The following is a 25048-nucleotide window of genomic DNA, read 5'->3' on the forward strand; positions in this document are numbered from 1 at the left end:
ACCAAAATTTCACTCAAATTTTAAAAATTTCATTTTGTATGCGTAAAAATAGCAAATTTAAGGTTTTGCGTTGTATAATTATGCGTCTAGCAGTGGATATTGAGTATCCATGAGTAAAATTTAAGGAAGGCGAGATGAAAAAGGGTTTCACTCTGATCGAGTTGGTCTTTACCATCGTAATCTTGGCTATTACTACAATGGCCATACCGCGTATAGTCGCTCAGACGGTAAATTTGAATATGTTTGCCGTGCAACAGGAGCTTGTTTATAATGCTAAATCTATGATGAGCCGTATCCAGCCGGCGAAGTGGGATAGCAATTATTGCATAGATGACGAAAACTGCATTGCCCCAGTAATCCAAAGCGTTACCATAGCAGCTGGTAATACACAAGAAATACGACTCGGCACCAATCGAGATATAAGTGCAAGGACACCAACGCCATATGGTAGTTTTGGCATAGGAGAAAACAATGTCTCATTTGGCGGAACCGGATTATATAAGGATATGGATGATTTTAATTTGTTTAGCAGAACTATGACTACTAGTGATTTGGTTACGGGAGATTTTGTTCTTCAAACAACTACAAATGTAGCTGTTCATTATGTAGCAGATCCGATATCTGCCGGATCTGATTATGCTAATAGCCAAGATTTAGTGGCAAATTTTAGTGATGTTTTTGCAGATGGAGCTCCTACGGATGTTAAATGGATAAGAGTAACATCAACAAATTCGGCAGAAGATGGTGCTAGTGTGGCTTTGAACTATTATGCTTTTAATATAGGTTCTAGCAGACCAGACAAAAAATCTGTATATAGATAACAATGGTTAGGAATATGATATGAAAAAGGGTTTTACTTTAATAGAATTAGTAATGGTCATAGTGATTTTAGGCATAATCTCTATGTTTGGTGCTGATTTGTATTCGCAGATTTATAGGTCTTATGTCCATACTCGTGCATTAAATCAGCTAGAATCAAGAACACAAAATGCGATTACTTTGATATCAAATAGATTAGAATATCGAATTTATGGTAGCACGATTGGTAGAATAGCGGCTAATAATAATTTTATTAATCTAGCGGGTGTTACGCCAGCTTATGACATTATAGAGTGGATTGGACAAAGCGTAGAGACTAAGGATATAAATAATTTAAATCCTGGTTGGAGTGGCTTTGCTGATTATAATTCTTTACCTGATCCGTTGCCTCGACCTGGTACGGATTATAATATCACAACGCAAGGAAGTGCTTTAAGAAATATATCAGACATTTTGAAAAACATAGACAGAAATCATGCTGATGGTGCTTTTGTCGTGGTGTTTTCAACACTTGCTAATGACTATGATGGAACAAATATCAATACAGCGTATGGGTATAGTGGCACTGGCAATGATGCAGATAGGGTCTATGTGGCTAGCGTAAGAGAACCTAGAAATAATGAGGAATTGGTTATTAGCAATTATCCAGAGCATTTAGATGATACTGGTGGTTGGGTAAGGGAATTTTCAGATCAATACTATGTAGCGCACTCTGCGTATGCAATTTATCCTGTTGGGACACAGGTTGTTGGTTATGGTGGCCAACCTAGTAGAAATTTTGACTTGATGTTATCATATAATTACAGACCTTGGGATGGCGAAACATACAATGGCGAAAATACCCCTAGTTCTTTAATTGCAGAAGATGTTTCTATGTTTTTGTTTAGAGATGATGGTGGTGCTGTCGCTATGAAACTATGTATGCGAGATAATGGTAGAAATTTTGACCCTAATCAATTAGATATGATTATGTGTAAATCTCAGGTGGTGTACTAATGAAAAAGATGAGAAGAGCTTTTGGCTTGATAGCCGCAATATTTTTTATCGTTTTAGTTGCCACTACGGCTATTACTGCGCTTTCTATCGCTACGATGACAGCCCGCGATACAAACAACGCTCACAGTCGCGAGCAGGCTGTGCTTTTGGCGCAAAGCGCGACAGAATACGCTGTTTTGGCTATGCAAAAGCACGACTATGGAACAAACTGCTTAAATAGTATAGCAATCACATATCCAAATGCAGCCAATCCATTATTTATAGCAAATGTTAGAATATATTATTTGGATTCAAATTTAGGTTGTGGCGCAGGTAATACCATAGGTGTAATTCCGCTACCTGGCACTCGTCCAAGTAATGCGGCACTAGTAGATGTTACCGTTACATCAACCGCTGCTCTTGATTCACCGCAAATCAGATACCATAGAAGAACAATACAAAAACCTTAATTTCAATGGAGGAAAGAATGAATTTAAGTATAGTAGGAAAACAGTTTGAACTAACAGACGCTATTAAGGATTATATCGCACAAGCGTTTGATAGTCTAAAAAAATACAACCTTGACATTATATCAGGTCGTGCTGTCGTATCAGCAGATGAAAAACAAGGTCGCAAGGGCTTCGTCGTGGATTTTTCGCTAAATTTGGCTCACCAAGACACAATTGTCGTGCGCGAAAAAGACAAAGACCTATACGCAGCGGTAGATAACGCAACAAATCGCCTTGCAAAAGTGCTTCGTCGCTATCATGACAAGGTAAATTCGCACAAAAATCGCGATGATATGAAACAAAACGCAGTAGATGAAATCATCAAGGCTAGCGAGCCGAATTTAGACGATAATGTCGATGAAATCGTCCCAACAGAGCTAGATCTTTACAAACCGCTAGAAATCGACGAGGCGCTAAATAAATTAAAAGAAAGCACCGATCAATTTCTAGTTTTCAACGATATGGACGCTAAAATGCGCGTTTTATACAAACGCAAAGACGGCAAATTTGGATTATTCTAGGATTTGATTTTCTAAATTTTGCCAAATTCCACGGACAGGTTCGCCTGTCCGTTTTTTATGCCAAATTTTTGCAAAATTTGCCATCGCAAATCATTAAATAAACGCGGAAAACCACAAATTTAAAGAATTCCAAATTTTGCCAAATTTAACCTTTCTAAATTTCATTTTTACCCAAATTTTTAAAATTTTAGCTAAAATTGCGAAATGAAAAATTTAAAGATATTTTTGGACGAATTTAAAATTTTTATCAAATCCTGGCGCAAGATTTACGATCCGCACCTCATGCACTACGCCTCGTCGCTAAGTTTTCACACTATTTTGGCGCTTTTGCCCGTGCTTATGGTATCTTTGAGCGTATTTATGCAGCTGCCTAGTTTCCATGATTATTACGCCAAAATCAAGGCATTTATTTTCTCAAACCTGCTTCCAGCCAACCAAGAAAGCCTGATTCCGTATTTGGAAGAGTTTATGGCAAACGGCCTAAGCCTTGGCGCACTGGGATTTTTGGCGGTGCTTGTAACTTCGATTTTGTTTTTTGATGATTTTGAGGAGATTATCGCGCAGATTTCGCACTCGCCAAAGCGCGGATTTTTCAAAGGCCTTAGCACATATTGGACGCTTATGACACTGGCTCCCGTGGGGCTTGGCGCGTCGTTTTTCATCAGCTCAGAACTTCAAAATTTACTCGATAAAACCGAATTTTCTAGGTGGATAAATTTGCTCTCGGTTTTGCCATTTGTTATCATTTGGGCTATTTTTGCTATCACTTACGCTACGGCGATAAACCGCGAAATTCGCCCCAAAGCTGTGCTTATATCCTCTCTCGTAGCCTCCACATTATGGTGGATTTCTAAGATTATTTTCGCGCAGTATGTGTTTTATAACAAAACCTATCTTAGTATTTACGGCTCGTTTTCGGTGGCGCTATTTTTCTTTTTGTGGATTTACATAAGCTGGATTTTTTATCTAAATGGCGTGAAATTTTGCGTTTATTTGGATAATTGTTTTAAAAATTTAAAGCGCAATTAAATTTCATAAAAAACACATTTTAATCTTTTTTGAGTTATAATTTTAAAATTTTTAATCCAAAAAAAAGGAAATAAAATGGAGCAACAAAGCAAATTTTTAAATAGAGAGTTGAGTTGGCTTCGCTTTAATTCGCGCGTTTTAACTCAGTGTCAAAAGCAAATTCCGCCGATTGAAAAATTGAAATTTGTAGCGATTTATAGCACAAATTTAGATGAGTTTTATATGATTCGTGTGGCTGGGCTTAAACAGCTTTTCACAGCTGGCGTAACAGCTAGTGGCGATGATGAGATGACGCCATTAGAGCAACTTCGTGAAATTCGTTCATATTTAAAACAAGAGCAAAACGAGCTAGAAGCGCACTATATCGCTATCAAAGAGGAGCTTAGCAAAAACGGCCTTTTTATCAAAAACTACGATGAGCTAACCCCTGATTTAAAGCTAAGTGCCGATGAGTTTTTCTTCAACCAAATCATGCCAGTGATTATCCCAATCGCCGTAGATGCGACGCACCCGTTTCCGCACCTAAACAACCTTAGCTTTTCGATTGCAGTCAAACTCTGCGACGCAAATGCACCTGAGGCGATACATTTTGGTATGATTAGGATTCCTCGTGTGCTTCCTCGCTTCGTGCAGGTCGCCAAAAACACCTATGTAACGATTGATTCAATCGTAAATCGCCACGCCGAGGAGATTTTTCCGGGCTATAAGCTAATCAGCTCGGCTGCGTTTAGGGTCACAAGAAATGCCGATATCGTAATTGAAGAAGAGGAAGCAGATGATTTTATGATGATACTCGAAGCCGGTCTTAAACTGCGCCGCAAAGGGGCTTTTGTGCGACTTCAAATAGCCAAAAACGCAGACCCTGATTTGCTAAATTTCTTAAACGAACACCTTAAAATTTTCTACAAAGATATTTTTGAGTGTTCGATTCCGCTCACACTTGACGGACTTTGGGAAATAGCTGGCAACAAGGATTTTTCCTATCTAGCCCACCCGCAATACCTTCCAAAAACACTGCCTCCCTTTAACGAAAACACCTCAGTAATGAGCGCAATGGAAAAAGATGATATTTTGATTTTTCACCCTTATGAAAGCTTTGATCCAGTCCAAAAACTCGTAAAAGAGGCTAGCAAAGATCCAAAAGTAATCTCAATCCGTATGACGCTATACCGTGTGGAGAAAAACTCCCCAATCGTCCAAAGCCTAATCGAGGCCGCAAGCGACGGCAAACAAGTAACGGTAATGGTCGAGCTAAAAGCTAGGTTTGATGAGGAAAATAACCTGCACTGGGCAAAGGCGCTAGAAGACGCTGGCGCGCATGTGATTTATGGAATCGCAGGTTTTAAGGTCCATGCCAAAGTCACTCAAATCATCAAAAAAGAAGACGGCAAGCTTAAATTTTATATCCACCTAGGCACAGGCAATTACAACGGAAGCAGTGCGAAAATCTACACCGATGTGAGCTTTTTTACTTGTGGGGATACTTTCGATAAGGATACGACGAATTTTTTCCACATACTCTCAGGTTATAACAAAAACCGCAAACTAGGCAATCTCTCAATGTCGCCAATGCAGATAAAAGAGAGAATTTTAAAGATGATCAAGGTCGAAGAGAGCAAGGGAAGTGACGGCAGAATCATCGCTAAAATGAACGCCCTCGTCGATAGCGATATGATAAAGGCGCTTTATAAGGCGAGCCAAGCCGGGGTTAAGATCGATCTCATAATCCGTGGAATTTGCTGTTTGCGCCCAGGTGTGGCGGGACTTAGCGAAAATATCAAAGTCCGCTCAATCATCGGCAAATACCTAGAACACGCTAGAATTTTTTATTTCAAACACGCAGAACCATGCCTATATATCGCAAGTGCGGATTGGATGCCGCGAAATTTAGAGCGCAGATTGGAGCTTATGACGCCGATTTATAGCGAGGCTTTGCAAAATAAATTAAAAGAAATTTTGAAATTACAGCTTAGCGATACCGAGCTTGCTTACGAGCTTGGAAGCGACGGCGAATATAGCGCAATTAGCGTGGCAAACGAAGCAGAGCGCATTAATAACCATGAGTATTTGGAAATTTTCTTTAACAAAATTTACAAATCTGCACGCAAACACGATGACGGCGCGATTTTAGCGACGAAACTTCTAAAAGAGAGTTAAATCTATCTGGGCTAAATTTACACGCTAAATTTAGCCCAAATTTAGCCAAATTTTCAAATTTACAGCCTAATACTTATCGTTTTGTAATTGTCTTTGTTTCTAAAAGTTAGCAAATTTTGCAAAATTCCAAACAAAATCATAAATGTGATAAAACTACTTCCACCATAGCTAAAAAACGGCAGTGGCACGCCCACGACAGGGGCAAATCCGATGACCATGGAGATATTAACCCCAGCGTAGATAAAAATCAGCGTCGCCAGAGCCGAGGTAAAAACCCGTATGAGATAATCGCTACCAAAGTCGTAATTTAGGCTAAGCAGGTGCATGATTAAAAGCGCGTAAAAGCCGATGAGTGCGAGTGCGCCGACAAATCCGAAGCGCTCGACCATATAGGCAAAGATAAAATCGCTCGTGGCAATTGGCAAAAATTTAAAGTGAGTTTGGGTGGCTTCTTCTAAATTTTTGCCGTAAATTCCGCCATTTCCGATAGCGATGACGGCTTGTTTGACCTGATAGTTGTGCTCTTCGCTCAAAAAATCCGTAATGCGCTTTTTTTGGTAATCGTGCAGGTTGTTATAAAGCACGGGCGAGCTTACGCTAAACGCTAACACCAGCGCAATCCAAATTTTTTTATTCACGCCGATGATAAAAAGCGTCGCAAATCCCATTAAAAAAAGAATTAGCGCGGTTCCGAGGTCTGGTTCTTTGGCGATTAGCGCAAATGGCAAAAGTATATAAAAGCTAAATTTAGCGAAGTCCTTCACGCCATAACCCTCGGGCGGTGGCGGATTTTTGTGGATTAGATACATTAGCATTAGCATGCACGCTGGCTTCATAATCTCGCTTGGTTGCAGGGTAAAATGCACGAACGGCAACTCCAACCAACGCTTCGCGCCAAGCTTGCTAATGCCGAAAAATTCCACGCTTAAAAGCAGGGCGATATTTACCCAGTAAAACAGCGGAATCAAATACAAAAATTTGCGAATCGGAAACAAAAAAAAGACCATAAAAACAACAAAACCAACCCCAAAATAAACAAGCTGTTTGTTGCCAAGTGTGGTGTTTGCCTCGCTGATTAAAAGGTATGAAAAAATAATAATCGGCAAAATCAGCAAAGGTTGAATATAATCAAAATATGATAAAATCTTTTTGTCAAATTTCAAAGTAAGTCCTAATAAATTTTGGGCGATAATAACAAAAAAAGGTATAAATTTGGATAATTTTACAGCAGATTGCGTGGCGAGAATCGATGTTTTTTTAAGCGAAAATTTGGGCATTTCGCGCAATCAAATTTCGAATTTAATCAAATCAGGCAGTGTTTTTATAAACCAAAAAATCATAACCAAATCATCGCAAAAGCTAAATTTGGGAGATAAAATTTGCGTAAATTACCCTGCGCCTGCTAGTAGCGATGAGGCGAAATTTAGCTTTGAGGGCGAGATTGAAATTTTATACGAAGATGATGATTTGCTAGTGTTAAATAAGCCCGCTGGCGTGGTCGTTCATCCAGCCCCAAGTGTCAAAGAAGCCACGATTGTAGAGTGGCTACGCCAAAAAGGGTTCATGCTCTCCACGATAAATGGTCAAATTCGCGCAGGTATCGTTCATCGCCTAGATAAGGGCACTAGCGGAGCTTTGGTCGTGGCTAAAAACAACGCCACTCACCAAGCCCTAAGCGCGCAATTAAGCGACAAAAGCATGGGGCGAATTTATCTAGCTTTAACAGATTTGCCCCTAAAAGAGCCCTGCGTGATAGATCGCCCGATCGATCGCAACCCAAACAACCGCCTAAAAAAGGCGATAATTCCGGGTGGTCGCGAGGCAAAAAGCGCGTTTTATACGATTTTTAGCGATGATTGGGGGCAGGCGAAATTTAGCCAGAGTGGAGGCGATAAATTTGGCAAAATCAACCTAATCGCAGCCAAGCTTTTTACTGGGCGCACGCACCAAATCCGCGTGCATTTGGGCTCGATTAATCGCCATATTATCGGCGATTATTTATACGGATTTAAGAGCGAAAAAGATAAAATAGCAAGAATTTTACTTCACGCTTATGTGCTGTATTTCACGCACCCACGAAGTGGCGAGCGTATGCAGATTACGGCGCCTTTGCCGGTGGAGTTTGAGAATTTGATACAAAATCACGATAAAAAGGATGAAATTTATGAAAAAATTTTACCAAGTAGCATTTTGCGCGAGTTTAGCGATACTAGCGGCTGGTTGCTCCTCTCATAGTGTGCCGGGCGGAAATGACGCAAGCCTGCCACGCGTCGAGGGTATTAAAAGTATCTCTGGCACGAACGAAATCGGCTTAGAGTGGCCAAATTACGGCTCATATCCTAACCTTTTAGGATTTGTGGTTTATCGCGCTGATATGGGCGGTGGCGAAGCGAAAAAAATCGCAACCCTAGCCGATCCATACACTACGCACTTTGCCGATACTCGCTTGGAGCCAAATACATCGTATAAATACACTGTGCGCGCTTATGGCATAAATGGCGTGGGCGAAAGTTCGCCTGCTGCGATTGTAAGCACGACAAAGACAATTGATTCTGTGCCGTTTGCGCAGGCCTACGCACTGCCAGATCGCGTGAAAATCATCTGGCGTCCGCACCCTGATTTGCGCGTGGCAAGCTACACTATCGAGCGCAGGGTAAAAGGCGCTGATTCGTGGAGTGGCGTCAAAGATATCGCAGGCAGACTTAGCGCAGAGTATATTGATTATGTAAATTACACCGCAGGATACGAATACCGCATAATCGCAAAATCGCAAACAGGCATGCTCTCGATCCCAAGCGCGCCAATCCAAGTAAGTCAAATGGCGGAATAAATTGCCAAATTTTATTGCAAAAAGCATAGAACTACCACGCCTTCCATTTAGCAAGGAGGGCGTGGAGCTTTTGGAGTCTGCTAGCGATGAGAGTTGCACGCTCGTGCGCACAAGGTGCTTTGATAGCGAATTTTTCGTTACTCTCAAATACGCCAAAGACAAAGTCGTAGTTAAAGGCGAAAAAACCACCAAACCAGCCAAAATTGGTATTTTGCAACGCGCACTTGAAATTTACGAGAGAGAATTTGCAAGCGGTGTGATTTTTAGCGCATTTGCTTTCAAAAGCAAATCCCTAACCCAAAAAACCCCGCTCGTGCTAGATGAAGATGAAATGCTAAATTTGCTCAAAACCACGAAATTTAGCCAAATTTTCGTCGAAATCGGCTTTGGTTCGGGCAGACATTTGCTCTATCAGGCTCGCACAAATCCGCAAACGCTGGTAATTGGAATCGAAATTTACAAGCCTAGTATCGAGCAGGTCGCAAAACTAGCGATTAAAGAGGGTTTGGAAAATGTCGCTTTGATAAACACTGACGCGCGAATTTTACTTTCATTAATGCCTGCAAATTTGCTCTCTCGCATATTTTTGCACTTTCCTGTTCCGTGGGACGATGCCCCGCACCGCAGAGTCATTAGCGATGAGTTTGTTCATCAATGCGTGCGAACTCTCAAAAAAGGGGCGAAATTTGAGCTTCGCACAGATAGCGATATGTATTTTGCCTATGCGTTGGATAAATTTGGCGTAGCGCAAAGTGCAGGGCGTGGCGCGATAGACCACTTTAAAAACAGAGATTTAAGCGTTAGCTCGAAATACGAGGATCGCTGGCGCAAAATGGATAAAAATATCTTTGATTTGATTTTTACTAATAGTGATGAAAACGGCGAGGAACCAGCGAAATTCGATATGAATTTCTCAAATTTTAACCCGCAAAAAATAGAGGCAAATTTCAAAAATTTGACTATCAAAGGCGAGGGATATTTCGTGCATTTTGAGAGAATTTATAAATTTGATGATAGCGATGAGGTTTTGATTTTGACCTCGTTTGGGGCGTTTGACTTCCCGCAACAATGCTTTATTCGCATCGGGGCAAAGACGGAGTATTTTTTAAAAACTCCGCTAGCTACAAGCGAAAATTACAAAGCACACAAAAAAATAATGGAGATTTTTGAGTTATGGCAGGCATAGGAGCTGATAATAACATAATCACCGCCGAGGGGCTTACACTGGGATATGATAGCGGTGAGGTCATAAAAAATGCTAGTTTTGGCATAGGCGCAAGAGATTTTGTCGTAATCACCGGCAAAAGCGGAAGTGGCAAAAGCACGCTTTTAAAATCATTTTACGGCGATATGGATATCAAAAGTGGCGAACTTAATGTTTGCCTGTGCGATTTAAACGGCATTAGTCGCAGTGATTTGCGCGCACTGCGCCAAAGAATCGGCATAATTTTTCAAGATTACAGGTTGATTAATGAATGGACGATCGAGCGAAATATCATGCTGCCGCTGATGATTATGGGCTATAATGAGCAAGTCTGCCAAGATCAGGCCAAAAAACTGCTCCGCCATATCGAGCTTGGACACAAAATGGGCAAATACCCGCTAGAACTAAGCGGTGGCGAACAGCAGCGCGTCGCCCTAGCACGCGCTATGGCGCACAATCCACGCTTGCTACTTTGCGACGAGCCTACTGGAAACTTGGACGATTATTCAAGCGATATTATTTGGAATTTATTGCGCTCGGCATGCGAGGCGTGGAACGCTTGCGTGGTTATCGTAACGCACAAAATGCCTAGCACTTTGCGTTTTGCGCATAGACATTTCGAGATAAAGGACTCCCATGTCACTGAGATCGATTAAAACGCATTTTGGGGTTATTTTTTCGCTTGTGGCGCTTTTGTTTTCGGTGCAGTTTGGAATTTTTGTAAATAATTTAGCCAAAAGTTACGAAAAATCTATCCAAAACGAATACAACATCGTCCTTGTCTCAAAAAAGGCGCTAAGCTTAGAGGAAGTGCAAGATAAGGTCAGCGATATCAGCCAAATCATTGAAATTCCAGCTGATAATATCACAGATAGATTAAAGGGTAAAATTTCAGAAGCAGCCTTTGGCGAGCTTAGCAAAAATTTGCCTAAATTTTACAGCATTAAGCTCGAAAATTTCCCAGACAGCGCGCGTTTAGAGGACATAGAGAGCGCGCTAAAAAGCATGGGTTCGCTTAGCAGGGTTGAAATTTTCAAAAAAACCCACGATGATATTTTTAAAATTTTGCTACTAATTAAAAGTTTGGTTTATGGATTTGCGCTTTTAATCGTGGTTTTAGGCCTTATGCTAATTCACCGCCAAATGCGAATTTGGGTCTATGAGCACAAAGAGCGAATCGAGATTATGGAGCTATTCGGCGCTAGTTTTATGATAAAAAGTGGCAGGCTATACCGCATGGCGCTAGCCGATAGCGTGTTAGCTACGCTAATTGTCGTGGCGTTTTATCTAGCGCTTCCAAACTGGCCGATTTTCATGCAAACCGTGAGCCAAATCACAAATTTAAGTGAGACGATTGTTTTGCCGTATGAACCACTGATTTTGTTTGGTATCGCTGTGGGGCTGACATTTATCGCAGTTACATTTGTAATGCTAGAAGTAAGTGGTAAAAAATCACAATGAAGCGTTTGATGATACTGTGCGCGCTTGCGTTTTTCGCATACGGCGCACCGACTACGAAGGAAAAAATCGCCCAAAGCAACAAAGAGCTAAAAACCTCCAAGCAAGAGGAGATGAGGCTGTCTAAAAAAATCGATGAAATCGCTGATTTAATCGTGCAAGAACAAAACGATTTTAAAAAGCGTGAAAACGAGATAAAAGAGCTTAGCCAAAATATCGAGGAGCTAAAAGAAAAATACGCAAACGAAGAGCAAGAGCTAGAAAATCTCAAAAAACAAAATGCAACCTTGCTTAGCGTGCAAAGCGAGCTAGAAAACAAAATCGTCCAAATCATCTCCCAAGAGCTCTCATTTGATCTCATCAGCGACACAAATTCCAGCGTTACGCCTGATTCTATCGTGGCTAGCGAGGTTTTAGGTGGATTAGAGAGCGTGATGAATAGCGAGCTAAATAAGCTAATGAAGGATTATGAAAATAACAAAAATTTCATTGACGAACAAAACAAAAAAATCGCTCAAATCAACGAAAATATGGAAAGTTATAGCCAAAAAAAGATAAATTTGAGCGAAAAGCAAAACGCACAAAAAGAAAAAGTAGCTAGCCTGCAAAAAAACAAAGATAGCTATATCGCCCAGCTCGAAAAGCTAAATGCCGAGCAAGACGCGATTGCCAAGACCTTGGCTGAGCTTAAAATCATTGATGATAAAGAGGAGCGCGAAAAAGCTGAAAAAGCGGAAAAGGAGCGCATAGCCAAACTAGAAGCGCAAAAGAAAAAAGAAAAAGAAGCCAAACAAAAAGAGCTTGAAGCCAAGAAAAAAGAGTATGAAAAGCAAAAAGCCGCCGCCAAAAAAGCTGGCAAGGAAGCTCCGCCTGCGCCTAAATTTGAGCCAGAGCCAGAATCAGAGCCTAGCGAGCCAGCCGATGAGAGAGTTAGCAAAATCAACACCAAGGTCAAGCAATACGGATCTAGCTATCAATCCTCTCGTGTGAAAAAATACACCGGCGCGAAAACCTCTGCACCGCTTGACGGGGCGTATGTGAAGCGTAAATTTGGCAATTACAGCGATCCTGTGTATAATATCAAGCTTTTTAACGAAAATATCGTGCTAGGCTCGAAAAGTGGCGACACGCAGGTAAAAGCGGTGCTAGCTGGCAAGGTCGTATTTGCCAAAGAAACAGCCGTGCTAGATAAGGTCGTCATCATCGAGCATGCGGGTGGAATCCACACGATTTATGCGCATTTAAATCAGATTCCAAACACTGTGCGCGTGGGCTCTTCGGTCAAAAAGGGCTACACAATCGGCAGAATTAGCTCGGATCTAACCTTTGAAGTAACGCAACAAAACTACCACATAAACCCGCTGGATTTGATTTCGCTCAAATAGATTTTCTTGCAATGTCTAAATTTGGCATTGCAAGAATTTTATAAAAAATCGAAGCTGTAACAAAAAATTAATTTTTATTAAAATTTAATAAATAACGAAATTTTTGTTTTTGTTTTTTGCAATACCGCAACTATTCACTTTTATATAATCGTGGTGAAAGTTCTTATAAGAATTATTTGATTTTGCTCCATTTTTCAGATAATCTTCTAAATAGTATTGCAAATCTAAATTTATTCTTTTTTTCAAATCATTCACATCATCTCTTTCAGATTTTTCTATGTTGTCGTTTGTTATCATATACTCAATATAATTTGAATAATATGGGTAATAAAATTTATACCTTTTTATTTCTACGGACGAATTTTCTTTATGGAAAATAAAAGCGTCTGAACCATAAATAGAAATTGCACCTTTTCCTTCTTCTATATGGGTATCGTAATTGCCGACAGCTATTGCTGTATTGAGCGGAACATTACTTACAACCCAACGCCACTTTTCTGTTGAAAATGAAACAATATTTTCGCTAATGTTTTTTAAAGTATAATGTTTATTTAAAGCCTGTAAAATATTTAAATGCTCACTAACAATAATTTTTTTTGTTGTATCTTTATATTTGCGTTCGATTATTTTGTGGGTTTTATTGGTATCATTTTCCACAATATATTTTAGTTTTTGCAAAACTTCTTGTGTTGTTGGATTTTCGCCGATTAAATAGAAATTCGGTTTAGCATCGGCGTTTTTTGTTTTTTGCAAAAACGAATCTTTAAGAAAATTTTGCACTATTTCTTCATCGCTTAAATTATAGCAGTATATATCGGCTATATTTACTTTTAGTTTTAATAAATACAATAAACATAAATGTATTAACAAAATCGTAAATAAAAAACTTAATAAAATTTTAACTTTCTTTTTCATTTTTATTTCCTTTAATAAAAATTTCCTTGCAAATTCAAATTCGGTCAGTATCGTTTAGTCACGATACGAATTTATTTAAATTTATGATTTTGTAAATTTCGTTGTCATTGCGAGAGTTTGAAAAACTCGAAGCAATCCAGAGAAATTCCGATAAATTTTAATCCACAAATGAATTTTGTTGAATTTTAAATTTTCTCTAAATTTTACTGGATTGCTTCGTTCGTTGCACTCGCTCGCAATGACAGCAAATTTGCAAAATTTAAATTTTAAAGTCGTAGATTGCCGCGAATTTTGCTACGAAAAATTCTCGCAATGACAAACCTGGCGTAAATTTTGCCTAATAATTTGTCATTGCGAGGAGCGAAGCGACGAAGCAATCTACGAGTTTCTAAATTTGCAAAAATTTCGGCGCAGTGTTTTAAAGGGCTAAATTTGCCACATACTCTTTAAATAAATTTCCCCGTTGGGCGTAGCTTTTGAACTGATCTAGGCTAGCGCAGGCTGGGCTTAGGAGTGCGACTTCGCCCGCACCAGAGAAATTTTCATCTATTTTGGCGACTGCGTTTTTCAAAAATTCGCACCTAATGCAAGGAATTTTAAATTTTTCGCATAAATTTACGAGTTTATCGGTGTTTGAGCCAATCGCATAAATTTGCAAATCATACGGCGCAAAGCTCACAAATAGTGGCTCCAAATCCACGCCCTTATCATCGCCACCCAAGATTAGGTGGATTTTTTTGTCCTTGTAGCGTTTAAGGGCTTGCGCGCAAGCATCGATATTTGTGGCTTTTGTGTCATTTACCCACATGCGATTTTTTACATCAAAAAATTCTTCTAGTTTGTTTGCCTCGATTACAAATTCGTTCAAAACTTCCACGCTAGCTTTATCAGTTAGGATTTTTTCAATACAAAGTGCAATTATAGCGTCTAGCAAAAATGGCGTTTTAAATGAAATTTTTTCAATTTCGATTTCAAATTTAGCTGCCAAATCATTTTCATCTTCGTAGCAAATCACCCTTGCGCGCGAGTTTTTCACAGCCTCGCTACTGGCATACACAGCCGGTATTAGTGCGACTGAACCCTCGCTCATAGCTAGAAGTGGCGAGAGTTTGACGCGCTCGTATTCAGCAAAACTGCCATGCCAGCTAAGATGATCTGGTGTGATTGGCAAAAGCGCGTAAATTCCGGGGTGCGCGGTGCGTGTGTAGTGAATCGTAAATGAGCTAGTTTCCAATATCCAAATTTTCGCACTCTTGTCCAAAAGTGCAAGTGGCGTGCCCACATTTCCGCCCATAAGCGAGCCATGGCGGGCTAGGAGGTGCTGTGTCATCTGCGTGGTTGTGGTTTTGCCGTTTGTCCCGCTAATCCAAATTTTAAAAGGCGCAGTATTTGTGAAATAATCATATTCGCTGATTAAATTCCTAGCGGATTTTATTAGATTATGCTCTTTGGGAAATCCTGGGCTTGGGATTTCTAGCTCGCTTTTTGCGGGGTCAAAATGGCAAGGGGCTAAAAGCGCATTGCCAAATTCGTCAAATTTGACCTCGTCAGCTTTGAAATTATCATCGTAAATGTCCCAACCGCCGCTTTTTGCTAACGCTTTTGTAGTGGTGCCGTGTCCAAAGAGTGATTTTTTCATTTTTTTTCCTTATCTTAATTTTATCGAAGTTAGCGCGATCAAATTTGCCATTAGCGCGATTATCCAAAAGCGAATTATGATTTTGTTTTCGCTCCAACCTTTCAGCTCGAAATGGTGATGAATAGGCGCCATAAGGAAAATTCGCCTTTTAAACATTTTAAAGCTTCCTACCTGCAAAATCACGCTTAGTGTCTCCATTACAAAGACAAATCCGATAATAATTAGCAAAAATTCATTTTTTGTCACAATCGCGCAATATCCCAAAAACGCCCCCACGCTTAGGCTTCCGCTATCGCCCATGAAAACTTCGGCTGGGTAGCAGTTAAACCACAAAAACCCAAAAAGCGCGCCGATAAGGGCTGCGATGATGATACTTAGCTCGCCCACACCTGCGATTTTTGGCAAAAACAGGTATTGCGCATAAATCGCGTGTCCGCACAAATAGGCAAAAATACCAAGGCTAGCTAGCGAAAAAACAGAGGGAATTGTGGCTAGCCCGTCAAGGCCGTCGGTTAAATTTACAGCATTTGAACTTGCGCTGAAAACTATCATCCAAAATACAATGGCGAAAAATTCTAAATTTATTATGTGGTTTTTCACAAACGGTAAATACAGCTCGCCACCAAGCGGACTGAAAATATACAGCGTAAATGAAATCCCCAAAGCTAGGGCGTTTTGGAGTAAAAGTTTGGTTTGCGGGCTAAGTCCTGCGTGGTTAGAGGCACCCAAAATTTTAGACAAATCGTCCTTAAATCCTATCGCGCAAAACCCAGCTAGCGTGATTAAGCCACAAGTTGTGAAAATGCTAAATTTCACGCACAACGCACTCGCCACAATCGCTGAAAAAACAAAGACAAGTCCGCCCATTGTGGGGGTTTTGGACTTTTTTTGGTGCGTTTGCGGGGCTAGGTCGTAGATAGGTTGGGAGGCGTTTTTGGCTCTGGCCCAAGATATGAATCGTGGCATTAGATACACGCTTAAAATAAAAGCTATGAAAAACGCGATTCCAGCGCGCGCTGTGGTGTATTGAAAGAAATTTATATTTGTGATTTGGTAGATATAATATAACAAAATTTGCCTTTTAAATTTTATTTTAAAACCGATTATTTTAATACTTTCTTTGTAAAATTTAGCTTTTAAATTTTAAATTTTGTGATATTTGCTAAAAAAAAGTATAATGCGAAATTTCAATGTCCGCATTGAATTTAGGAGAAAAATATGAAACAAAAAACAATTCTTGTGATAACTGACGGCATAGGTTGCAATCAAAGTGCCGAATTTAACGCCTTCGCCGCAGCCAAAAAGCCGACTTACGATATGCTTTTCGCCTCCGTGCCAAACACGCTACTTCGCACATCTGGGCTTGCGGTGGGCTTGCCTGAGGGACAAATGGGAAATTCTGAGGTCGGGCACATGACGATTGGAAGCGGTCGCGTGCTGTATCAAAATCTAGTCAAAATTGATAAAATGATCGAAAATGACACCCTAAAAACTGCGCCTGAAATCGTAAATTTGCTAAAAATTTGCCCTAGGGTGCATGTCATAGGGCTATACAGCGACGGTGGCGTGCATTCGCACATGCGCCATTTCGACGCGCTTTGCCAGATAGCAAAAGACGCTGGCGCGCAGGTTTTTGCCCACGCTATCACTGACGGACGCGATGTAAGCCCTACGAGCGGGGCAAGGTTTTTGCAGGCTTTGGAAGCGAAATTTAGCGTAGGAAGCGTTTGTGGGCGGTTTTATGCTATGGATAGGGACAATCGCTGGGAAAGGGTGCAAAAGGCCTATATTGCGCTAATGTGTGAGGGCGAGAAGCAAAAAATCTCCCCAAGCGAGTATGCTCGCAAAAGCTATGAGAAGGGCATTACAGACGAATTTATCGAGCCAGCGATTTTTGGGGAATTTGACGGGATTAAAGAAAATGACGGAATTATTTTTGTAAATTTCCGAAATGATAGGGCGCGTGAGATTTGCCAAGCTTTGAGTATGGAGGATTTCACGGGCTTTGAGCGTAAATTTTGCGTGCGAAATTTAATCACCATGACAGAATACGACGCGAAATTTCCATTTCCAATCATTGTCAAAAAGGACATTTTGCAAAATACTCTTGCTGAGGTCATCGCGGATGCGGGATTTAGACAGCTTCACACCGCCGAGACCGAAAAATACGCCCATGTTACATTTTTTTTCAACGGCGGCAGCGAAGAGTGCGTGCAGAACGAAACCCGCATTTTAATCGACAGCCCAAAGGTCGCGACCTATGATTTATGCCCTGCTATGAGTGCGCATGCTGTGTGCGAGGCTGTGATAAAGGGTATCGAGGGGGGCGAAGATTTTATCGTGGTAAATTTCGCTAACGGCGATATGGTCGGCCACACGGGCAACTTCGAGGCTGCGGTAAAAGCCGTCGAAGCAGTCGATGAGTGTCTAGGCAAAATCTATGCTAAGGCAAAAGAAAAAAACTACGCCTACGTGCAAATCTCAGATCACGGCAACTGCGAGCAAATGCGAGGAGCGCAGGGCGAGCTTCTTACAAACCACACGACTTTCGATGTGTTTTGCTTCGTAAGCGCGCAGGGCGTGAGCGAGTTAAAGCCGAATTTGGGGCTTAGCAATGTCGCACCAACTATCTTAAAGTTAATGGGGCTTGAAATTCCAGCGCAAATGGACGAGCCGCTGTTTTAAAATTTGAAATTCAAAGAAAGGATAAAAAATGAAATTTAGTGGAAAAAATGTCTTAATCACAGGCGCAAGTAGAGGAATCGGCGCAGATATCGCCAGAGTGCTAGCTAGCATGGGGCTTAAAGTGTGGATCAACTATCGCTCAAAGCCTGAGCTAGCTGACGCGCTTTTAGAAGAAATTCGAGCAAATGGTGGCGAAGGTGCTGTGGTGAAATTTGACGCGACAAACGAGGCTGAATTTATCGAAGCGATAAATGCGATAATCGAGTGTGACGGCGAGCTAAGCTACCTTGTAAATAACGCAGGTATCACAAACGACAAACTAGCCCTTCGTATGAAGCTCGAAGACTTCACTCGCGTAATCGACGCAAATCTCACATCTGCTTTCATCGGCTCACGCGAGGCACTAAAAGTGATGAGCAAAAAACGCTTCGGCGCAGTCGTAAATATCGCTTCAATCGTCGGTGAAATGGGCAATGCAGGGCAGGTGAATTATAGCGCGAGCAAGGGCGGTATGATAGCGATGAGCAAGAGTTTCGCCAAAGAGGGTGCGAGTCGCGGAGTGCGCTTTAACTGCGTGACACCGGGCTTTATCGCTACTGATATGACAGACGCTCTAAGCGATGAGGTCAGAGCGAACTACGAGGCAAATATCCCGCTTAAACGCTTCGGAAGCGCGCAAGATGTGGCGCACGGCGTGGCGTTTTTGCTTAGCGATTATGCTAGCTATATCACCGGCGATGTGCTCAAAATCAACGGCGGACTTTATATGTAACCAAATTTTGCCGAATTTTCGGCAAAATTTTAAATTTTCTTCTTAAAATTCTACATTTTTATTTTTTGACACAATATGACAAAAAATCCATGTAAAATTGCTTCAAATCAAAAACAAGGAGCAAAAAATGGAAATTTCAATCACAAGAGCGTTGGCCCAGATTAAGTTGATTGATAAAAAGTTGCAAGGCGGGGATTACAAATTAGCCAAAGTCGCAATAAACGGCGTTTTGGTAAATGCTAGCAACCAAACTCCGCAAGATTTCTTAAAATACGCTAATGGCGTGCTGGATAGCAGGGCGGATTTGCGCAAGAAAAAACGCGCGCTCAAAGGTGCAGTTGCCAAGGCAAATGTGCAAAACACCATTAAAATCGGCAAAGAAGAGCTGTCTATCATCGAGGCTATCGAATACAAGGGCATTGTGAGCGCCTGGATCGATGAATTATCTATGATGATTGCTTGCCTTGATGAGGCGGCGAAAATCAAGGAAAAAGAGGAAGCCAAAACCGAGGAAAAGGCGCAAAAAACGCTAGAATCTATCTATGGCACAGCCAAAAACACCTTGCCAAAAGATACTATCGAACAAACTCTAAAAAGCTTCCGCGATGCCTATAAAATCGAGATTATCTCGCCACTTACTTTGGAAAAAGCAATCGCACAAAAAGACGAGCTAGTCACGCTTTTAAGCGAGATTGATTTGAGCCTGTCTGAAATCAACGCCAAAACGATGATTGAAATCTAACCTCGCGCAGGTTTGCGAAATAGGGCGAAATTCGAGATTTGATACCGCCCTAGCGAGCATATCGAAAACGAGCGAAAAAGGAGACCAAGAAAGCGCCACTTGGCCAAAAACGGCGCGCTAACAAACTATAAAGATCTGCTAAATCTTTTAGAGACTGAGTATCTCATCTGGCTCATAACCAGAATCAGGCTTGTTGCCTGAGCTGCTTAAAGTGCAAAATTTATAGTTTAAAATGCAAAGATTAAATTTCAAATTTAGTTTTCGCAAAGTTAAAATTTTATGACGCGTGCTAATTTTGCGCGCCTTAAAGTTATTTAAAATCCTAGGTAAGGTTTTATAAGTTTTTTTCCTTGATCTTGCTTGTTTGGACTAGGCTGATATGCTCGCTAGGGCGGTAGTTTGTGGCAGAAATGAAACAGATTTCGCCTATTTGCGTAGGGAATTTAGCCTGAATTTGCCTTTAAATTCGGCTAAAATGCCGCCTTTTGTGGTGGTAAATTTCCGTGTGTATTCTCATAAAAATCCCTAGCTATGCCCTTTACGATACCTTCTAGTTTGCGCGGGGCTAGGACTTTTATGCGCGGAAGCCACTGCTTGATGATATTTAAAATTTCGCCGAAATTTGTCACGCTAAATTCGACATTTATGCTCCCGTCGTCGTTTTCGCAAACGATTTCTTGGGTGGGGTAGAATTTTTTGAGTCTAAAATACTTGGCGTGCTCTTGCGGGATTTGCAAAATTACTTTGATTAAATTCGCCCTGAAATTCGGCGAATAGCTCGCCCATGGCGAGTTTATGAAATGCAAAAAATCTAGGTAATTTTGGTCGCGCTTAAACTCGCGCCCGCTAAATTTGACCTCGCTCATCATAGCGATTCGAAAAATCACATGCGCGTGCTTGTGCGGGCGTTTTTGCAGTCCTGCGAGGTAGAAATTTTGCTCCATAAACATTATTTTATACGGCTGGATTGTAAAGTGCGAAATTTTGCCCGCGTTTGTGTATTTAAAGGAAATTTCTTTTTTATAAGTGATCGCGCGCTCTAAAATTTTAAACACTTCCCGCCTAGCAAAAATTTCCTCGTAAGGCTTGTGTTTAAAGATATATGGGCTCTCGTCTAGGTTTTTTAAAATTTTATCTTGCATGGATTTGCTTAAATTTTTTGAAATTTCTAGGCTTGATTTGTGAGAGAGTTTTATGATTTCTTTAAGCATAAAAAATTCGCTCGAATTTAGCATATTTTCAAAAATCGCTTTTTGCGAGCTTTGGTAATTTCCGCCCCCCAAATGCATGAAAATATCGCCAAAAATTTCTTTGATGACCTCCAAATCTCGCCTTAGCGTGCGCTCGCTGACGCTGTATTTATCCGCTAAATTCGCCAGATTTAGCACATTGCCTTTTTGCAAATCATATATGATTTCGATCACGCGTTTGACCGAGCTATCTTTACTCAAAATTTAACTCCAAATTTTATAATGTCAGGGCGCGTATTATAGTAAAAATGTTTAAATTTCGATACTTTAAGCAAACTTATTATAATATAACGAGTTATTTTTTTAAAGGAGTTCCAAATGGCAGCATTTGAAGATGTAAGAGATGTAGTTGTGGAGCAACTTAGCGTTGCACCTGATCAAGTAAAACCAGAAGCAAAAATTATCGAAGATTTGGGCGCTGATTCATTAGATGTAGTTGAGCTAGTAATGGCTTTGGAAGAGAAATTTGGCATCGAAATTCCAGATAGCGAATCAGAGAAATTAGTAACAATCGGCGATGTCGTAAGCTATGTAGAAAGCTTAAATAAATAATTTAAATTTTAAATTTTAAGGAATTGATCTTGAAAAGAGTCGTAGTAACCGGAATTGGCATGATTACAGCCCTTGGCCTTGATAAAAAAAGTAGTTTCGAAAACATTTGCAGCGGAAAAACCGGAGTAGGCAAGATTACACTTTTTGATGCGAGCGAATTTCCAGTTAGCATAGCAGCCGAAGTTAAGGATTTTGATCCTAGCGTGGTTGTCGAAGACGGCAAAGAGATCAAGAAAATGGATAGATTTATTCAACTAGGACTAAAAGCTGCCGCAGAGGCTATGCAGGATGCTAAATTTAGCGAATTTGACGCTGATGAGTTTGGTATCAGTTCAGCCGCTGGAATCGGTGGTTTGCCGAATATTGAGATCAACTCAAATGTCTGTTTGCAGCGTGGTCCTAGGAGAATTTCTCCATTTTTTATCCCGTCTGCACTAGTAAATATGCTAGGCGGATTTATTTCTATTTATCATAATCTCAAAGGTCCAAATTTAGCCAGTGTTACAGCTTGTGCGGCATCTACTCACGCTATCATCGAGGCAGCGAAAACTATCCAAGTCGGTGAAGCGAAAAAAATGTTAGTCGTTGGCGCTGAGGCTGCGATTTGCCCTGTCGGTATCGGTGGATTTGCCGCTATGAAGGCACTTTCTACTAGAAATGACGATCCTGAGCATGCAAGCAGACCGTTTGACGGGGAGAGAAATGGCTTTGTTATGGGAGAGGGCGCGGCTGCGCTTGTTTTGGAGACATACGAGGACGCAGTTGCAAGAGGGGCTAAAATTTATGGCGAGCTTATCGGATATGGTTCTAGCGGTGATGCGTATCATATCACTTCGCCTACGCTTGATGGTCCGCTTCGCGCTATGAAAAAGGCCTATAAAATGGCTGGCGAGCCAAAGGTTGATTATATCAACGCTCACGGCACATCTACTGCGGTAAATGACAGAAACGAAACAGCGGCTTTAAAAGAGCTATTTGGCGCAAATGTCCCAGCTGTAAGCTCGACAAAGGGTCAAATCGGGCATTGTCTTGGTGCAGCTGGTGCGATCGAGGCAGCGGTTGCCCTACTAGCTATGGAAAGTGGAATTATCCCTCCTACAATCAATCAAATTTCAAAAGATCCAGAGTGTGATTTGGACTATGTCCCAAATACTGCGCGCAAAGCACAGATTGATTGCGTTATGAGCAACAATTTCGGCTTTGGTGGCACAAACGGATCTGTAATCTTCAAAAGAGTGAAATAATGGCAAGTTATCTTGATTTTGAAAAATCTATTAAACAAATAGATGATGATATCGCCAACGCAAAAATTCGTGGCGATGAGGACGCGGTTGAGATTTTAAACAAAAATTTAGAAAAAGAGGTCGCTAAAATTTACAAAAATCTTAGCGAATACCAACGCTTGCAACTAGCCCGCCACCCAGATCGTCCTTATGCGATTGATTATATCAGAGCGCTTTTAAAAGACGCTCACGAAATCCACGGTGATCGCGCGTATCGCGATGACGCGTCGATTGTGTGCTACCTAGGTATCATCGGCACACGCAAAATCGTCGTAATCGCAGAACAAAAGGGTCGTGGCACAAAAAACAAATTAAAGCGAAATTTCGGTATGCCTCACCCAGAAGGTTACCGCAAGGCTCTAAGAGTGGCGAAATTAGCCGAAAAATTTAATCTGCCTATTTTATTTTTAATCGACACTCCGGGTGCATATCCTGGAATCGGCGCCGAAGAGCGCGGACAAAGCGAGGCAATCGCGCGAAATTTATACGAACTTAGCAATCTACGCACTCCAACAATTGCCGTAGTTATCGGCGAGGGCGGAAGCGGTGGCGCGCTAGCTATCGGCGTAGCTGATAAATTAGCAATGCTACAAAACTCAATCTTTTCAGTTATTTCGCCAGAGGGCTGTGCGGCGATTTTGTGGAACGATCCAGAAAAAAGCGAAGCAGCGACAAAAGCGTTAAAGATTACCGCTGAGGAGTTAAAAGAGCTTGATCTAATCGACGATGTCATCGAAGAGCCTAAAATGGGCGCTCACAGAGATAGAGACGCCACAGCGAAACTGCTAGGAAACTATGTTTTAGCCGAGCTTGACAAGCTAGCAAATCTCTCAATCGATGAGATTATCACTCGCAGACAACAAAAAATTCTAAAATTTGGTGCGTTTAAGGAATAAAATTTTATAATTACAGCTACCTTTTACCGCCAAATTTTAAATCTTCAAATTTCAAAGAGGAACAATGGAAAACACTAAGGAAAATTCAACCCAACAAACCCAAACCGCCCCACAAGCACCAAATCACACGAAAAAAGTTCATGCTAAAACTCATGTCCCAGTAGAGGGATATCAAATCGAAGAGCTTCGCGCTATGGATTTAGAAAACCTTGTCGCAATCGCTGATGAGCTAGGTGTGGAAAATTCTCGCGAATTTCGCCGCCAAGAGCTCGTGTTTGAGATACTTCGCATGCAGACAAAACAGGGCGGATTTATTTTATTTACTGGAATTTTAGAGGTTACGCCTGAGGGATACGGCTTTTTGCGAGGAATCGACTCCAACCTTAGCGACAGCGCAAATGACGCCTATGTCAGCCTAAGCCAAATTCGCAAATTTGCCCTTCGTGTGGGCGATATCGTCACAGGGCAGGTCAGAGAACCAAAAGATCAAGAGAAATATTACGCGCTTTTAAAAATCGAAGCGATTAATTACAAATCAATCCAAGAAGCCAGAGAAAGACCGCTTTTTGATAATCTAACTCCGCTTTTTCCAACTGAAAAATTACAGCTCGAATACGATCCGATGAAGCTAACTGGTCGCGTGCTAGATCTTTTTACGCCGATTGGCAAGGGTCAAAGAGCGCTTATCACGGCTCCGCCTCGCACGGGTAAAACTGAGCTTATGAAGGAGCTAGCAAACGGAATTACGAGAAATCACCCAGAGGTCGAGCTTTTGGTGCTTTTGGTAGATGAAAGACCAGAAGAGGTTACTGATATGGAGCGCAGTGTGCGTGGCGAGGTGTTTAGCTCGACTTTTGATCAGCCTGCGTTTAACCATGTGCGCGTGGCTGAACTCGTGATCGAAAAGGCAAAACGCGCCGTCGAAATCGGTAAAGATGTGGTGATTTTGCTCGATAGCATTACTCGCCTTGCGCGCGCTTACAACACCGTAACCCCAGCTAGCGGTAAGGTGCTAAGCGGTGGTGTCGATGCCAACGCACTTCACAAACCAAAACGCTTTTTTGGAGCGGCGCGAAATATCGAAAACGGCGGATCGCTTACTATCGTGGCGACTGCGCTAATCGAGACGGGATCTCGTATGGACGATGTGATTTTCGAGGAGTTCAAAGGCACCGGAAATAGCGAGATTATCCTAGATAGAAATATCAGCGATCGTCGAATTTACCCTGCGATTAATATCACAAAATCAGGCACGAGAAAAGAAGAATTGCTCCAAGGTGCGCAAAATTTACAGAAAATTTGGGCTATTCGCTCTGTGGTTTCTACGATGGACGATGTCGAGGCACTGAAATTTTTATACCCAAAAATCCTAAAAACCAAAAACAACGCAGAACTTTTATCGATTATGAACGAGCAGTAGCTCGTTC

General features: G+C 41.3%; 24 protein-coding genes. 19 read left to right on the plus strand and 5 right to left on the minus strand.

Annotated elements, in window-relative coordinates:
* Positions 1–134 precede the first annotated feature (134 nt).
* From OFO10_RS03275 to OFO10_RS03300, 6 genes are all read left to right on the plus strand, one after another.
* Positions 135–821 (plus strand): type II secretion system protein, encoded by a 687-nt coding sequence (locus OFO10_RS03275; RefSeq protein WP_270866069.1) that lies wholly within the window; start codon positions 135–137, stop codon positions 819–821.
* A gap of 19 nt (positions 822–840) precedes the next feature.
* Positions 841–1815, plus strand: coding sequence for a type II secretion system protein (locus OFO10_RS03280; RefSeq protein WP_270866070.1), 975 nt, complete (start codon positions 841–843; stop codon positions 1813–1815).
* An 8-nt stretch (positions 1816–1823) separates the two neighbouring features.
* Positions 1824–2264: a type II secretion system protein gene (locus tag OFO10_RS03285; RefSeq protein ID WP_270866071.1), complete on the plus strand. Its 441-nt coding sequence runs from the start codon at positions 1824–1826 to the stop codon at positions 2262–2264.
* A gap of 17 nt (positions 2265–2281) precedes the next feature.
* Positions 2282–2824, plus strand: a complete 543-nt coding sequence (gene hpf, locus OFO10_RS03290; RefSeq protein WP_270866072.1) for a ribosome hibernation-promoting factor, HPF/YfiA family — start codon at positions 2282–2284, stop codon at positions 2822–2824.
* Positions 2825–3028: 204 nt separating this feature from the next.
* Complete coding sequence (locus OFO10_RS03295; RefSeq protein ID WP_270861963.1) at positions 3029–3853, plus strand: YihY family inner membrane protein; 825 nt, start codon at positions 3029–3031, stop codon at positions 3851–3853.
* 75 nt (positions 3854–3928) lie between these two features.
* Complete coding sequence (locus OFO10_RS03300; protein ID WP_270866073.1) at positions 3929–6010, plus strand: RNA degradosome polyphosphate kinase; 2082 nt, start codon at positions 3929–3931, stop codon at positions 6008–6010.
* A 59-nt stretch (positions 6011–6069) separates the two neighbouring features.
* Here OFO10_RS03300 and OFO10_RS03305 read toward each other — a convergent pair whose 3' ends face one another.
* Positions 6070–7173, minus strand: a complete 1104-nt coding sequence (locus tag OFO10_RS03305; protein ID WP_270861961.1) for an FtsW/RodA/SpoVE family cell cycle protein — start codon at positions 7171–7173, stop codon at positions 6070–6072.
* Between the two features lie 49 nt (positions 7174–7222).
* On the opposite strand from OFO10_RS03305, the gene OFO10_RS03310 reads away from it, so the two are divergent.
* From OFO10_RS03310 to OFO10_RS03335, 6 genes are read left to right on the plus strand one after another with little or no spacing between them, the layout of a single operon-like run.
* Positions 7223–8245 (plus strand): RluA family pseudouridine synthase, encoded by a 1023-nt coding sequence (locus OFO10_RS03310; protein ID WP_270866074.1) that lies wholly within the window; start codon positions 7223–7225, stop codon positions 8243–8245.
* Positions 8175–8840 (plus strand): hypothetical protein, encoded by a 666-nt coding sequence (locus tag OFO10_RS03315; RefSeq protein WP_270861959.1) that lies wholly within the window; start codon positions 8175–8177, stop codon positions 8838–8840. Before OFO10_RS03310 ends, OFO10_RS03315 begins: the two co-directional genes overlap by 71 nt.
* 1 nt (position 8841) lies before the next feature.
* Positions 8842–10026 (plus strand): tRNA (guanosine(46)-N7)-methyltransferase TrmB, encoded by a 1185-nt coding sequence (gene trmB / locus OFO10_RS03320; RefSeq protein WP_270866075.1) that lies wholly within the window; start codon positions 8842–8844, stop codon positions 10024–10026.
* Positions 10014–10700, plus strand: coding sequence for a cell division ATP-binding protein FtsE (locus tag OFO10_RS03325; RefSeq protein ID WP_270864617.1), 687 nt, complete (start codon positions 10014–10016; stop codon positions 10698–10700). The genes trmB and OFO10_RS03325 overlap by 13 nt, the downstream gene beginning before the upstream one ends.
* Entirely contained in the window at positions 10681–11505 is an 825-nt protein-coding gene (locus OFO10_RS03330; RefSeq protein ID WP_270864616.1) for a cell division protein FtsX, read from the plus strand. Before OFO10_RS03325 ends, OFO10_RS03330 begins: the two co-directional genes overlap by 20 nt.
* Positions 11506–11510: 5 nt before the next feature.
* A complete protein-coding gene (locus OFO10_RS03335; protein WP_442867980.1) occupies positions 11511–12887 on the plus strand; it encodes a murein hydrolase activator EnvC family protein in 1377 nt (458 codons plus the stop codon).
* Between the two features lie 84 nt (positions 12888–12971).
* Here the strand turns inward: OFO10_RS03335 and OFO10_RS03340 are convergent, their stop codons facing one another.
* The 3 genes from OFO10_RS03340 to mraY all read right to left on the minus strand — a co-directional run bounded on the left by OFO10_RS03340 (position 12972) and on the right by mraY (position 16512).
* A complete protein-coding gene (locus OFO10_RS03340) occupies positions 12972–13802 on the minus strand; it encodes a hypothetical protein (RefSeq protein ID WP_270866076.1) in 831 nt (276 codons plus the stop codon).
* Positions 13803–14220: 418 nt separating this feature from the next.
* On the minus strand, positions 14221–15441 hold the full coding sequence (gene murD, locus OFO10_RS03345) for a UDP-N-acetylmuramoyl-L-alanine--D-glutamate ligase (RefSeq protein ID WP_270866077.1): 1221 nt from the start codon (positions 15439–15441) through the stop codon (positions 14221–14223).
* Between the two features lie 9 nt (positions 15442–15450).
* Positions 15451–16512 (minus strand): phospho-N-acetylmuramoyl-pentapeptide-transferase, encoded by a 1062-nt coding sequence (mraY, locus tag OFO10_RS03350; protein ID WP_270866078.1) that lies wholly within the window; start codon positions 16510–16512, stop codon positions 15451–15453.
* A 147-nt stretch (positions 16513–16659) separates the two neighbouring features.
* Between mraY and gpmI the strand changes: the two genes are divergently transcribed.
* From gpmI to OFO10_RS03365, 3 genes are all read left to right on the plus strand, one after another.
* The gene (gpmI, locus tag OFO10_RS03355) at positions 16660–18126 is read left to right on the plus strand and encodes a 2,3-bisphosphoglycerate-independent phosphoglycerate mutase (protein ID WP_270866079.1); all 1467 of its coding nucleotides are present in this window, start codon (positions 16660–16662) and stop codon (positions 18124–18126) included.
* 28 nt (positions 18127–18154) lie between these two features.
* Positions 18155–18898: a 3-oxoacyl-ACP reductase FabG gene (gene fabG / locus OFO10_RS03360; protein ID WP_270866080.1), complete on the plus strand. Its 744-nt coding sequence runs from the start codon at positions 18155–18157 to the stop codon at positions 18896–18898.
* A 127-nt stretch (positions 18899–19025) separates the two neighbouring features.
* Complete coding sequence (locus tag OFO10_RS03365) at positions 19026–19640, plus strand: hypothetical protein (protein ID WP_270866081.1); 615 nt, start codon at positions 19026–19028, stop codon at positions 19638–19640.
* A gap of 470 nt (positions 19641–20110) precedes the next feature.
* Here the strand turns inward: OFO10_RS03365 and OFO10_RS03370 are convergent, their stop codons facing one another.
* Complete coding sequence (locus OFO10_RS03370; protein ID WP_270866082.1) at positions 20111–21091, minus strand: helix-turn-helix transcriptional regulator; 981 nt, start codon at positions 21089–21091, stop codon at positions 20111–20113.
* A gap of 117 nt (positions 21092–21208) precedes the next feature.
* On the opposite strand from OFO10_RS03370, the gene acpP reads away from it, so the two are divergent.
* The 4 genes from acpP (at position 21209) to rho (ending at position 25041) form a co-directional block, all read left to right on the plus strand.
* Positions 21209–21442 carry an acyl carrier protein gene (gene acpP, locus OFO10_RS03375; protein ID WP_270859356.1) on the plus strand — a complete coding sequence of 78 codons (234 nt, stop codon included), beginning with the start codon at positions 21209–21211 and terminating at the stop codon, positions 21440–21442.
* Positions 21443–21471: 29 nt separating this feature from the next.
* A complete protein-coding gene (locus tag OFO10_RS03380) occupies positions 21472–22686 on the plus strand; it encodes a beta-ketoacyl-ACP synthase II (RefSeq protein ID WP_270859357.1) in 1215 nt (404 codons plus the stop codon).
* Positions 22686–23621, plus strand: coding sequence for an acetyl-CoA carboxylase carboxyl transferase subunit alpha (gene accA, locus OFO10_RS03385; protein ID WP_270861946.1), 936 nt, complete (start codon positions 22686–22688; stop codon positions 23619–23621). The genes OFO10_RS03380 and accA overlap by 1 nt, the downstream gene beginning before the upstream one ends.
* A gap of 64 nt (positions 23622–23685) precedes the next feature.
* Positions 23686–25041, plus strand: coding sequence for a transcription termination factor Rho (rho, locus tag OFO10_RS03390; protein WP_270859359.1), 1356 nt, complete (start codon positions 23686–23688; stop codon positions 25039–25041).
* Positions 25042–25048: the final 7 nt, after the last annotated feature.

The organism is Campylobacter sp. VBCF_06 NA8 (assembly GCF_027737825.1).
In the GTDB taxonomy this organism is placed as follows: domain Bacteria; phylum Campylobacterota; class Campylobacteria; order Campylobacterales; family Campylobacteraceae; genus Campylobacter_B.